The organism is Cupriavidus sp. NPDC089707, assembly GCF_044748965.1.
GTDB lineage: Bacteria > Pseudomonadota > Gammaproteobacteria > Burkholderiales > Burkholderiaceae > Cupriavidus.
Map to the genome: position 1 here is coordinate 57,848 of NZ_JBIVHB010000013.1, position 13,220 is coordinate 71,067.

General features: G+C 61.8%; 9 protein-coding genes. 7 read left to right on the plus strand and 2 right to left on the minus strand.

Translation table 11 applies throughout. The features are described from left to right. The 5 genes from ACIP1U_RS20600 (at position 1) to ACIP1U_RS20620 (ending at position 7,096) form a co-directional block, all read left to right on the plus strand. The gene (locus ACIP1U_RS20600) at positions 1-2,235 is read left to right on the plus strand and encodes a polysaccharide biosynthesis tyrosine autokinase (RefSeq protein WP_400318594.1); all 2,235 of its coding nucleotides are present in this window, start codon (positions 1-3) and stop codon (positions 2,233-2,235) included. A gap of 102 nt (positions 2,236-2,337) precedes the next feature. Further along, positions 2,338-3,417 (plus strand): hypothetical protein, encoded by a 1,080-nt coding sequence (locus ACIP1U_RS20605; protein ID WP_400318597.1) that lies wholly within the window; start codon positions 2,338-2,340, stop codon positions 3,415-3,417. Further along, entirely contained in the window at positions 3,380-4,600 is a 1,221-nt protein-coding gene (locus tag ACIP1U_RS20610; RefSeq protein WP_400318600.1) for a polysaccharide pyruvyl transferase family protein, read from the plus strand. The genes ACIP1U_RS20605 and ACIP1U_RS20610 overlap by 38 nt, the downstream gene beginning before the upstream one ends. Continuing rightward, positions 4,600-5,799 carry a polysaccharide efflux transporter gene (locus ACIP1U_RS20615; protein ID WP_400318603.1) on the plus strand — a complete coding sequence of 400 codons (1,200 nt, stop codon included), beginning with the start codon at positions 4,600-4,602 and terminating at the stop codon, positions 5,797-5,799. The genes ACIP1U_RS20610 and ACIP1U_RS20615 overlap by 1 nt, the downstream gene beginning before the upstream one ends. Before the next feature lie 55 nt (positions 5,800-5,854). Beyond that, positions 5,855-7,096 (plus strand): hypothetical protein, encoded by a 1,242-nt coding sequence (locus ACIP1U_RS20620; RefSeq protein WP_400318606.1) that lies wholly within the window; start codon positions 5,855-5,857, stop codon positions 7,094-7,096. A gap of 21 nt (positions 7,097-7,117) precedes the next feature. Here the strand turns inward: ACIP1U_RS20620 and ACIP1U_RS20625 are convergent, their stop codons facing one another. Further along, a complete protein-coding gene (locus ACIP1U_RS20625) occupies positions 7,118-8,230 on the minus strand; it encodes a glycosyltransferase (protein WP_400318608.1) in 1,113 nt (370 codons plus the stop codon). A gap of 77 nt (positions 8,231-8,307) precedes the next feature. Continuing rightward, a complete protein-coding gene (locus tag ACIP1U_RS20630) occupies positions 8,308-9,687 on the minus strand; it encodes an undecaprenyl-phosphate glucose phosphotransferase (protein WP_400318866.1) in 1,380 nt (459 codons plus the stop codon). Between the two features lie 649 nt (positions 9,688-10,336). Between ACIP1U_RS20630 and ACIP1U_RS20635 the strand changes: the two genes are divergently transcribed. Together ACIP1U_RS20635 and ACIP1U_RS20640 are read left to right on the plus strand one after the other, a co-directional pair. Continuing rightward, positions 10,337-11,158, plus strand: coding sequence for a transcriptional regulator (locus ACIP1U_RS20635; RefSeq protein WP_400318611.1), 822 nt, complete (start codon positions 10,337-10,339; stop codon positions 11,156-11,158). A gap of 280 nt (positions 11,159-11,438) precedes the next feature. Beyond that, complete coding sequence (locus ACIP1U_RS20640; RefSeq protein ID WP_400318613.1) at positions 11,439-13,142, plus strand: hypothetical protein; 1,704 nt, start codon at positions 11,439-11,441, stop codon at positions 13,140-13,142. Positions 13,143-13,220: the final 78 nt, after the last annotated feature.

Genomic DNA, 13,220 nt, shown 5'->3' on the forward strand with positions numbered 1-13,220 from the left:
ATGAACCAGTCCACATATCTTCCTGTCGCGGCGCCCGGTCAGTCAGATGAGATCGCCCTCGTTCGCTATCTTGACGTGCTCGTGGCAAGCCGCTGGCTCATTGCGGCGATTGGTATTGCCATATTTTCGATTGGGGTTGCCTACGCCTTCCTGGCGCGACCGGTTTACGAGGCGAACATCCTTGTGCAGGTTGAGGACAGCCAGAACAGCCCCAACGGCCTGCTGGGCGATGTCTCTTCGCTATTCGACGTCAAAACGCAGGCGACCGCGGAAATCGAGATCCTGCGCTCGCGCATGATTGTCGGCAAGGCAGTTGACAATCTGCGGCTCTATATCGATGCCAAGCCGAAGTACTTCCCACTGATCGGACCCTGGATCGCCAGCCGGTCGAAAGGGCTTTCCGAGCCGGGCTTGTTTGGCATCGGGGGCTATGCCTGGGGTTCGGAATCGATCGCGGTGTCCATCTTCGACGTGCCCGATGCGCTGCAGGGCGAGAGCTTCGTACTCGTGACCCTGGGGGATGGCCGCTACCGGCTGGAGCAGAGCAGTCTTGATAAGCCCATCGAGGGCCGTGTGGGGGAAGCGGTCGAGGTCGAGCATGGTGTGGGGAAGATCCGACTGCTGGTGAGCGCACTGAAGGCGAAGCCCGGCATTGCCTTCAACCTGATCCGCAATTCCCGCCTGAAGACGCTGGAGCAGTTGCAGCTTCAGTTGAATATCGCGGAGAAGGGTAAGCAGAGCGGCATGATCGGTGCCTCGCTCGAAGGCAATGATCCCCGGCTGACCGCTGCCATTCTGAACGAGATCGGCGATGAGTACGTGGCGCAGAACATCAATCGCAAGGCCGCGGAAGCAGAAAAATCCCTGCTTTTCCTGAACAACCTGCTGCCGCAACTGAAGGCAGAGCTCGAGCGCGCGGAAGTCAAGTACAACGCCATGCGCAATGAGCGAGGCACCTTCAATCTCAGCGAAGAGGGCAAGGCATTCCTGCAGGAGAGTGTGACGGCAGAAACCTCGCTGCTCGAACTCAAGCAGAAACGCGCCGAGCTTGTGACGCGCTTTGCGCCCGGTCATCCGTCCATGCAAGCCATAGACCAGCAAATCGCCGCGCTCGGCGCCAAGGTGGGATCGATCGCCAGTCGTGTGAAGGCCTTGCCAAACCTGGAACAGGATACCTTGCGCCTGATGCGCGATGTCCAGGTCAACAACGACCTATACGTCGGCATGCTGAACAATATGCAGCAACTCAAGCTGGTGAAGGCCGGCAAGGTCGGCAGCGTGCGCCTTGTGGATAGCTCGCCGGTTCCCGAGGAGCCGGTAAAGCCCAGGAAGCCTCTGGTGATCGTCCTGGCCGCAATGCTTGGCGTGCTGGCGGGTGCGGGGGTAGCCTTTGTCCGCAATGTCCTGTTCGGCGGGATTACGGATCCCAAGGACATCGAGGAGCATACCGGCCTGAATGTGTATGCGACCGTTCCACAGTCCGAACACCAGATCACCCTCAGCAAGGAAATCCATTCGCGCAAGCGAGGCCAGTTTCTGCTGGCAGATCGCTATCCAAACGAGCCGTCGGTGGAAAGCCTGCGCAGCCTGCGGACGTCGCTGCAGTTTGCCATGCTGGATGCGACCAACAACCGCGTGCTGCTTACCGGGGCGACGGCGGGGGTCGGCAAGTCCTTTGTCTCGGTCAATCTGGCGGCGTTGATGGCCTCTGGCGGCAAGCGCGTTCTGCTGGTGGACGCCGATATGCGCAAGGGATACCTGAACCAATACTTCGGCAAGGACCGGGACCCCGGTTTGTCTGACGTGCTGGCCGGGAAGCTTGCGTTGGAAGAGGTCATCCACCGCGACGTCGTCCAGGGACTGGATTTCATCGGCACGGGGACCATACCGCCCAATCCTGCCGAGCTCATGCTCAACACGCGCATGGTCAAGCTGCTCGAAGACCTCAGCGAAAGCTATGACCTGCTCATGATTGACACGCCCCCGGTGCTGGCTGTCGCCGACGCCGCGATCCTGGCTGAGCGTTGCGGCACGGTCTTCCTTGTCACGCGATTCGGCAAGAGTTCGATCGGGGAAATATCGGAGTGTGCCAAGCAACTCGGGCAAGTCAATGTGAGTGTGAAAGGGGTGATCTTCAATGGGCTCGATCCCAATGCCTTCCGCTATGGCTACGGTTCCAAGTATGGACGCTATCGCTATGCCTATTACGGCTACTCGCATAGCGAGAAATCGTGAAACCGAAGCGCATTGGCCATCGGGGCGCAAGCAGGCAAACATGATGGGCTGGTATGGCGGTAACCGGCGCCGGGCGCCAGGGACCGGTCCCGCGAGATCAAAATGCACGCCACGAAACTGAATCGCGACTGGGTACTTGCGGAGCGCGGACTGGCCGCCATCGCCAGCATGCTGTTGAGCATGCTCTATCTGGCGGTCTATTTCTTTGGGCGCGAATCGCTTCCCGAAAAGTGGGTGGCCGATTCGAACAAGATGCTGGAATTTCTTGTGACCGGCTCGTCCAACTTCGACGATTCATTCGCCGCCACCGCAAGGGTGTTTTCCTTCTTTGGGCCGGAGTATGTGAACGTCGTAACCGCCAGCATCGGCGTTACCTACCTTGTGGTGGCGTCGAGCCGCGTCGCAAGCCTGCGAGACCTGGCTGCGCGCTGGCTGTTCGTCCTTCCCTGCATGCTGCTGAACTTGCTCTCACCCGGCAAGGAGACTGTCGTGATCGCGATGTCGATCATTCTTGTCGCGTGCGGCATGTCCAGGGCGGTGTCTTCCCGCGGGCTCGTCGTCATGATCATTGTGCTGTACGGATGCTATGCCTTCTTCATCCGGAACTATTACGCGATGATCCTGGTGCTCGCACTCGGCATGCGCGCGTCGGCACGGCTTACGCCGGCATGGAAAGGCGTCGTGCTGGCATGCCTGCTGGGAGCGATCCTGGTGGCACCCGCCGAGATCCTGTATGTCCTCCAGTCGCCCAGGGATATCTCCAACAATTACGCGCTGAGTATCGGTAGCGACAACCGGACGATGATCTGGAATTTGTATCCACCCACCTCGGGTGTCAATTTCATCGTCAATTATCTGTATGCAGCCGCCATGTTTGTGTTGCCCGTGATCAGCTTCCGCGCGCCGGTCGATCTTGCCATGATGCTGATGCACTTTGCGATCATCCGCGTAGCCCTGCGCGGGCTGTCCGCGACGCTGCCAGCTGGCGAGGACCAACGCAAGTGCCGCTGGTTTGCCAGGTTGATTGTCGCGCATATCCTGGTGCAGTTCATATTCGAGCCAGACCTGGGAAGCTATGTTCGCCATCTCACATCGGTCAGCTTGTTTCTCATTCCCTTGCTAACCTTGCCATCGGCCAATCAAGATGAAGCACGTCGTCATATGCGCGGTGCCGTACAGTGACAACCTCGGCGATGCCGTGATAGCCGAAACACTGGGCTACTTGATCCATCAGACCCTGCCGGATTGCCGTGTCAGTTACCTTGACATAGCAGGGCGCACGCAGCTCGGTGAAAACTCGCTGAAGAAGGGGGGGCTGATGCGGGTCTTCTCCAGGCTCCCTGGGTGGGCCCGGGTTCCCGTGCTGACCCTTGCCATCTTGATGAAATACCGGCGGCTGTGGCGCGCCAGGTGGAAGCAGCAGCTGGCGGATGCGGATGTCGTCGTGATCGGTGGCGGCCAACTCCTGTGCGATGTCGACCTCAACTTTCCCCTGAAGCTCTATCTTCTGGCCCAGTGCCTCGGGACGAACGCGAAGGTCGCCCTGGTATCGGTAGGCGTGGCAGCCAGCTGGTCCAAGGCGGGCAGGTACCTCATCTCCAGGTTCTTCAGGCAGGCGGCGCCGCAATTCATCTCCGTCAGGGATGAAGGCTCGCGTCGGAATCTTGTCCGCATCGCCGGGGGCACTTGTTCCGACGTCACAATCATTCCGGACCCGGCCATCCTGAGCTCGGCTCTCTATGCGGACAAGGGGCTGGAAAAGCGCTGGGATGTCGGTATCTGTGTCTCGGATGTCGAGTCACTGCACTACAACGCGGACCTCGCCACCGTATCGGAGCAGGGCCGGGGAATTGACATGTTCGTGGAGCTGGTGGCCAAACTGCGGCAGAGCGGGAAGCGGGTGGTTCTGTTCACCAATGGCGCGGAAGAAGACAATATCGCGGCGGCTTCGGTCGGGAACCGGCTCGGCGTTGGTGGTGCGGACTTCATCCTGCCTAAATCCCCGGCGGAGCTGGTCTCGATCATCGCGGGATGTCAGAGCATGGTCGGCCACAGAATGCACGCGAACATCATCGCCTTCAGCTTCGGCGTGCCATCAGTCGGCATTGTCTGGGACTCCAAGGTCGCGTCCTTCTTCAGGCTGAGCGGGCGCGGTGATTTCGCGGTGCGCCAGACTGCCTGCGCTGACGATCTGATCGAACGGCTGGCGTACGCGCGATCCTTGGGCGCAACGCAATTCAAACGTTCGGCGCGGCTCGGCCACGAGATTACACAGGGCCTGTCCCTGCTTTTCAGAGAGATGCCGGCGTTCCCAATCCCGTCTTCGACGCCAGAGGCGGCACCGTCGCTCGAGGGAATGCAATAATGCGCCGCATGCTGTCGGCGCTTGGCGCGGTGTTCGAACAGGCCGCCTATACGGCAGTGCAATTCGGCATCAACGTGGCTCTGGCCCGGTCGATGGACATGGCTGGCTATGGCCTGGTTGCGGTTGTGCTGTCCCTCGTGGTGTTTATCAATATCTTCTATGTCTCATTCCTGCACGAGCCGTCGCTGATTGAGGGGATGAAGCTCCGCGTGGGCTTCTCGATAGAAATGGCAGGGCTGACTGTGTTTCCAGTGGCTGCTGGGTCCATCCTCTACCTGTACGGGCATGGCCTGAGCACGTCGGCCTGTGCAGCGGCTGCCGTGCTGTTTTCCAGCTACACCGCTTACTGGGTGCTCCGGACCGTAGGCGCGAAGGCGAGGGGCTATACGGGACTGCTGGTCTGCCATTCGCTGATTGGTGGCGGCGTTGCGATGATCGGCCTGGCCACCAGCACGCAGGGTGCATCCGCGGTGATGCTGATGCTCGCCGCGGCGATCCTGCTCCCAACGTTGCTGGCAGCCGGTGCCATCCGGCGCAATGGGCGCATCGAAATCATTCCCGGGAGGCCAGCTTCCCCGCGGAAGTGGCTGGAATTTGGTGCGAGCTCGGCCAGCGCGCAGCTGATGAGCTGGCTGGTCGGCCCGGGACTGGTCGTGCTGCTCGGCTCGCTGGGACACCTTGCCGACTCGGCAAGATTCCGGATCCTGCTCACGGTCTTGCTGCCGGCCCAATACATCCTGATGGCGCTCGGCTATCACTTGATGCCCAGGTTCGCGGCGTCGTTCAAGCGGGACAACGCCATGACGCTGGCCAGGATGTCCGTCTTGTTCGTGCTGGGCGGCGTCGCGCTGGCGGGCGGGCTGAGCGCGCTGCTGCTGCTATTCGGCGATAACGTCGTCGTCATGCTGTTCGGCCCGGCGTATGGCGACCTCGATGTGCGCTTCTTCGCGCTGTTCCCTATCGTGTTCGCCGTCGTGATGTGCCTGAGGACCTTGTTGAAATCATTCGGCATGGTCCGCGCCATCTTCCTTGCCGCTGGCATCGGCCTGCTGGCGGGAATCGGCCTGGGGGCGTGGCGCTATCCTCAGCTCGACTACCTCGTGGCAGCGCAGATCATGCTGGTGTCCTTCCTCGCCATCGCGCTGATTCAGACCGGTGCGCTCGCCATGGGCGTGCTTCGCAGGCATGGCGTCGAATAGGGTCTCGTCCTTGCGCGGCCGTGCGCTGGCGCGCGCACTGGCACTGGCGACGCACGTGGCGGTGTCCGCCTTCTTGCTTTGTCCACAGGCGCAGGCCGAACTGCTGCAGGCTCCGGTCCGGATTGCAGCAATGCCTGCCTTTGCCGTTCAGATCGACCCCGCCACGGTGTCTTACCGCGACCTGGCGACGATCAAGAGCCTGGGATTCTCGCATGTGCGTTTCGGCGTGCGGCCCGAGGTAGTGCGGGGACACCTGACGCCGGAGCGCTACTTGCAGGTCATTAGCCAGGCACGCCAGGCCGGCCTGCACATGCTGATCACGCTGTACGGCGGTCGGTATATCTGGGGGGATACCGGCGACGACGGTTCGAGCGATGCGAATGAAGTGAAGTTCGCCGAGTTCGCTGTCCGGTTTATGCGGCGTAACAAGGGACCGGACCTGTCGTATGAGATCTGGAACGAGCCGGACAACCGAACCTTCCTGCATCCTTCGGTACCCATCTCCCGACTGGTTTCGACCGCCGGCAGGATCTGCGATGCGCTGGCGCAACAAGGCACCGGTCCGCTGCCATCCGTGTACCTGTTTGGTCTTGCCCGGCTCCCAAAACCGGAAAACCCGGCGGCGGAGTTGTCCTTTTCCCGACTGCTGACGGATCCGCGCCTGAGCTGCATGAAGGGCTTAAGCATCCATCCGTACCGGGCAACGCCCGAGACGCTCTTGCAGGACTATCGGCAACTCAGCGGCCGGATTCGCAACTCGCCACGTCCGTCCGCCCAACTGATTGTGAGTGAATGGGGCTACGCCTCCTACCTTCCGGTGCGCAGCGAGACAACGCAGGCCGCGTTGATCGCCAGGCAGGTGCTTGCCGGCGTCATTTCACAGGTACCCATGCTGGGCATCTATTCCTGGCGCGACCGGGGCGAGGCCCGGTGGGACCGAGAGGCAAATTTCGGATTGCTAAGGGCTGATGGGTCCGAAAAACCTGTCATCGCCATGCTGCGCGACTTGCTGGGCATCCTTGCTGGTGCGAAGGATGCTGACTGGCGCGGGGGCAACGGAACCTTCGTCCTTTCCCTGCGCAAGGATGGCGCGGTCCATCGCATCTATTGGGGACCGCAAAGCAAGGCCATGATGCTCGAGGAGCTGGGCAAGGAGAGGGCGGACAGCTGCGAAGTGCGGGCCCTGGGGATGTCCGCGGGGGCGCGGCCTTGCTCGGCGATGCCGCAAGCCGAAGCCGGACTTGCCAATGGGGTGATCCTGCTGGTCAGCTGGGCAAGCGGGGCAGTGCCGCCCTGAGCGGCAGGATCGACCAGCACCCTAGGCAAGGACTTCGCGTGAATAGAAGGATTCGAACTTCCGGGCCTGGGTCACGATATTGAACTCGGACGCTGCGCGTGTCACTGCGTGCTCGGACATGGCTTGCCAGAGCGTATCGTCGCCGATGATGGCTTCAATGGAGTTTGCCATGGAGGGGGCGTCGTCTGCCGGAACAATAAAGCCGTTGCTGCCATCCACGATAATGTCCTTGATGCCGTCCACGTCAGTGCCGACCACCGGGATCGCCAGGGCATTGGCTTCCGCAAGCACGTAGCCGAAGCTCTCGTAGTGCGAGGTCAGCACCACGACTGCGGCGGAACCCAGCAGCTCCAGCAGCTCGGACCGGCCCATCCAGGCGATGGTCGTAATGTCCTTGCCCTCGACGAGGCCGCGCTCCTGCAGCAGTGTATCGAGCGTAGCCCGGTCATTCTCATAGTGGCCGTAGCCCACCAGCATGAACTCGATATCCGGGCGCCCCTTGAACAGCCTGGCCACGTCCAGGAACATGGGGATGTTCTTCTGAGGACTGATCCGTGCCACCATGATGACTCGCTTGACGCCGGCAGCCAGCCGTCTTTCCGTCGGCACGGACCGGGGCTCGACGGCGTTCAGTATCGAATGAGCGCGTTCGTGGGGCAGGCCTATGTCGTGGATGGCCCGATGGCGCTCCGACGGCGACGTGGCCAGCACCTCGTCCGTAAGACGATGCAAGAGCCGCTCCGCCATCAGGAACACGCGGCGCCTGACCCCGCTGAGCCCAAGGTAGTAGTAGGCATGGGGTGTATAGACAACGCGTACGTTCAACCCGATGCATGCCAGCCGACCGACCAGCCCGGCTTTCGAGCTGTGCAGATGCACGATCTGGGGGGCTACCCTTTTCACCAGCGCCCGCAGGCTGAGCGCCGCCTTCAAGTCGTTCAACGGATCGAGCTTGCGGGGAATCGGCAAGTAGCTGACGCCGAAGTTGCGCGCGTCGGCAATGGACGAGATGGAGCATTGCTTCGGCAGGGCGAAGTGGAAGCTGATGTTCTCGGTATTGATATGGGATGCCAGGAGGTGGAGGTAAGTTTCGACACCGCCCAGGCACTCGGTCACATGCAGGACTTTGATCATTGGATTGCGTGTTCGATTCCGTATTCGATTGCGTGTTCGATTGCGAGCTGGAATGCCGACCGTGCTCTCACGTGGTCTCAGTAAGCGTTGCTTCCCATCCAGCCCCGGAATGCGGTCCAGAAGATGATGCGCAGGTCCAGCCAGAACGACCAGTTGCGTATATAGAAGATGTCGTGCTCGACCCGCTTGGCCATCTTGTCCAGGGTATCGGTTTCGCCGCGATAGCCATTAATCTGCGCCCAGCCCGTGATGCCGGGCTTGACGCGGTGGCGCAGCATGTAGAAGTCCAGTTGTTCCTTATACATATTGTTATGCGCCATGGCGTGCGGCCGGGGGCCCACCACGCTCATTTCGCCCTTCAGCACATTGATGAACTGTGGCAGCTCGTCCAGGCTGGTACGGCGCAGGAACGCACCGATCGGCGTCACGCGGCTGTCGCCTTTGGTGGCTTGCGTGACGGCGCCGTGCTCGGTATGCACTTTCATGCTGCGGAACTTATAGACATGGATGACGCGGCCATCCATGCCAAGGCGTTCCTGCTTGAAGAAGACCGGGCCCGGCGAGTCGCGCTTGATCAGAAAGGCGATAAGCAGGAACAGCGGCGACAGGGCGATAAGCACGAACGCGGAAAAGGTGCGATCGAAGATGGCCTTGATGGTGCCGCGCACGCCGAGCGAAGGCGGCTTGTTCATCTCCACTGCGGGCATGCCCAGGAAGTTGCCGACGTTGTGGTTGAGCAGGTCAAAATCGAGCACGCTCGGCATCCACTTGATGTCGATGAAGTCGTTGCGCAACGAGAAAGCGATCTCCTGCATCAACCGATGCTCGCTCATCGGCAGGGTGAGCCATATCTCGGCAATCTCATGCTCTCGCGCAAATTCGGCGATGTGGGCGCTGTCGGTGATGCGACGGCGCCCCTCTGGCGTGGGCTCGCCTTCCGGCGCATAGATGCCGCTGATCTTGAAGCCCGTGGTGTGGCTGGCGGTCGCGCGGCGGTACATCTCCTGGCCGGTACGGCCAAAGCCGACGATGATCACGCGCTTATTGTTGGCGCCAGCAACGCGCAGCAGATTGAGCACGGCACGGCTGACGACGCGCAGGGCCACCAGGCCTGCCAGCGAGAAAGCGTACCAGTACACCATCCACAAGCGGGACAGGGAATCGGCCTGGTGAAGCAGATAGATCAGCAGCAGGCTGACCAGCCAGACCAGGCTCCAGGCAGACAGCAGGCGCGCAGCCAGGGAGAGCAGGCTACGGCCGCGCCAGGAGGTGTAGACGTCGAATCCGGGCAGAACGATGAAGGCGATCGCACAACCAAAGTACTGGATGAACTGGTGGATTGGCGCGTGCGCAGTAGCAAACCGCACTTCGCTGGCCAGAATTGCCGCAAGCCAGATGGCGCCGGCGTCGAGCAGGCGAGCCATCAGCGCGAGCTGATCGTGGTGCCTGGCAAACATATCTCGATAGATACCCAATTGCTTCCCCCAGAAGCGTTCGAGTAATGGGCGCTCAAGCGAGTGCCCATGCCCTTGTTGTCTCCTCCGGCCTTGCAGTCCGCGCGCAGTGGCGGCCATGCTCGTCGCACGGCATGCATCTTGGTTGTGCATGCTCATGATGTGAACAAGGCAGAGTCGTGCGGACTGCTTCGCAGCAGCCGGATCCATGGTGTGGCCGCGATCCGCCGATGACCGGCCGCGGTCGAATCCTTGAGGCGATCCATGGAACTGCAACGCTCTCTTGCTGCCAGCGCTGCTGATGGCGCTGGCGTGCTCTGTGTTTTCTGCAGGGAATAGTGCGATGCAGCGAAAAGCGTCGGTACCCTGCATCAGAAGGGAAAGTCTGGCCGTGGTCGAGGTGGCTTTGCATTGCACCGCCACTTCTGTTCGCCGCTGGGCTAGTCGTTTTTCGCGCGCGAAGATGCCGTGCAACTGAGCCGGGCGTTACCCCGCGCAAGAAGGGAAACGAGATGGCAGCGCACCCCTCGCTCTGGGGGTGAGAATAAAAACATTCGCGAGCAGATTCGGGACCGCCGAGCTTTTGTGATGCGCATGAAGACGCTGATGCGGCTCAGCATCCGGGCATCGTTCACTCAACCGCGGTAAAGAAATGAGAAAGAAGACAGAGCCACATACGGTATTCACGCGGGAGCAGCTGGATTCGTATTTCGCGTCGTACGTAGGGATGGACGGGGGAAATCCGGGCGCCGCAGTATGGTTCTGCGATAGCTCCCCGCATCCAAGCGGTGCGTCGCTATTGGCTCCGTTGGTTCCGCATGTGCAACCCAGCGCATGGGATGCCGCCTACCGCTACAAGTATCGCCATCATATGGAGCGCTGGCAATCGCACCAGAAGATTGCCCGGATCATGTCGACAGCGCGCGCGCAGGTTTTCAAGACGGCCATAGGCGAGCAGGACTGGAAGCACTACTTCGATCAGCATCTGTACGCGCCGCATGGCGCGGAGTTCAAGCTCAGCCTGTTCCCGCTGCCAGCGCGCCTGATCAATCAGACACCGTGGTCGAAGGCGTTTCGCGGCCAGCCGGAGCTTTTGCCAAGGCAGCGCTACCTTGACCTTTGCCGCGAAGGCCGGCGCTTTGCCTTCATCGATGGAATTCGCCGACGCTGGAAGCCGAAGCTGGTGATCTGCCTGGGCGAGCGGCACGCCGACGACTTTGCGCAGGCGTTCGTGCTCGCAGAAGCGCGCGCCACCGACCACATCCTGCAGCCCGCCGATCAGCCCAAGACTTTGCGCGTGCTGGAGCGAGACGGCACCACGTGGATCATCTGTCCGCCCCTGGCTGGCTCAGGAGGGTTGATGTCTGATGTGTTGCTTGACGCCATGGGCCAGTACATCACGCGCTGGCTGCGGCCGGACGACTTTCCCGGGCACTCCGCTGGTGCAGAGGCACCGATAGTGAGGGCGTCATGAGTCGTGGCGAGCGCGGGCGTTGGCCCCGCTTGCCGGCCTGCGGGGAGCCGCGACGGCAACGGATTGACTTTCCCCCGCCAAGTAGGGGTGACACGGATTGGTGGATGCGTTTATCTGCCTGCCGGCGCAATTGCAAGCTGCTGCCGCGGTATTCGCACGCCTATGCGTGCGTAGCACCAGAGGCAGCGTAGGGCGCTGGAGACTGTGCGAGGCAGTATCCCCGTCGCAGGATTCCCCACCACGTTTCGTTGTATCGAAGTTTCGATCTCAGGAGAGCAGCGTGCACACCAAAACCCGGAACATCTTCATCCTTGGCATCATGGCAGGCGCGGCGGCAACGCTCGTGGCTTGCGGTGGCGGCGGCGACGATTCGCCCCCGCCTTCCCAGCCTTCTGCCACCGTGAGCGGCAAGGCGGTGGACTTCTACCTGTCCGGCTCGACTGTCACCTTCCTTGATTGCGAGAGCAAGACGGTGGCCACGAATGCAAGCGGCGACTTTACCTTCCCGGCAGGTTGCACCAGGAGCGCGCTGAGAGTGACCGGCGGCACCGATATCGGTACCAAGCAGCCGTTTGTCGGGGTGCTTCAGGCTCAGGCGCAGGATTACAGGGAGGGCGTGATACAGGTAGTCTCGCCGCTGACCACGCTGGCGGTCCAACTCGGCTCAGCGCAGGCCGCACCCCTGGCCACGGGGCTCGGCCTGACAGGCAAGGACCTGGCCACGCTCGATCCGATGCAGGACGCCACCGCGCTGCGGGCGGCAGTCGTGGTACAGCAACTGGTCGACCACGTCGCCAAGACGCTGTCGGGCCTGGGCACGGGTGGCACGCTGACGCCCGCGGAGACAGCCGCGGCGGCTTCCAAGGCGGTCGCCAGCGCCGTGGCGAGCGCGCAGGGCACCGCAGACCTGACCAGCAGTGCACTGGTGACAAACGTAGTATCCAGCGCTGTACAGAACGCTCAGTCCGGCTTGCCCGCCAGCTTGCAGTCGGACATTGGCGCCGTGGCAGCCAATGTGGCCGCACTGGCCGCTCCGGTAATCACGAGCCAGGTGACAAGCGTCAGCACGGCGCTGGAGGCCGTCGATCTGAGCAGCAGCCCCGCCGAGACGTTGGCGGCCTTGACGGAGAGCGGATCAATTAACGTCGTGACCGAGAGCGCCCAGTCCACGACGACCACGGCGCTGGTCCAGGCGGTGACGACTGACGGGCTGACCGATGCCTCTAACACGGCCGGGCTGGCTGAACTCGGTGATGCAGTATCGACGGGCAACACCGCCGAGATCCAGCAGGCAGCCGCGGACCTGGGCAGCGCGGTGGACGCTGGCGCGATCAACAGCGTGGCCAACGCGGTCAGGCTGAACAACTCCCTGCTGCTGTCAAACCTGACGATCAACGGCGCGAATTACCCGATCACCGACACGATCTCAGCCACGGGTGGCACGCTGGGCGCGATCCAGGTTGCGATGACGCAGAATGGTGATGCCTTCAACGGCGGCCCGTCGCAAGTGCGCGCCGGCCTGAGCTATACCTATGGCGGCAATCAGGTCGATGTCATCATCGAGAACGTGACGCTGACGTTCAATGGGTCGCAATTGGTGGATGCGGTGGTGCCTGCCAATACCGCTTATTCGTTCAGGATCAGTGGCAACGTGTCTGCTGCGGCAAGCCTGACGAATAGCGCCGCAGACAGTCTGTTCTCCAGCGCCAACGGCGGGTCGCTGAACCTGCCGTTCACGGTGTTCCTCGGCAAGCTCAGGTCCGCCGGCGCGCTGAGCCAGGCGCAGGTTGACGCGCTCACACCTAAGTCGGTCAGCACATTCCCCGTGACGTTTGCGACAACCACCGGTGTCAACGGCAGGGATGTGAAGCTGGGCATGCTGGTCAACGGCGGCGTGGAGTTCGCCAAGACGGCATTGGTGAAGACCGACGCAGAGATGGTGACCGGCGACGGCCTCAAGACTACGGTCACGCTCAACCCGTGACCAGCGCGTAGTGTGCCTTCCGCCCGGATGGGGAAGGCCGGCCCCGTTCATCCGAACACATGCCTGAACGCAGTGCCG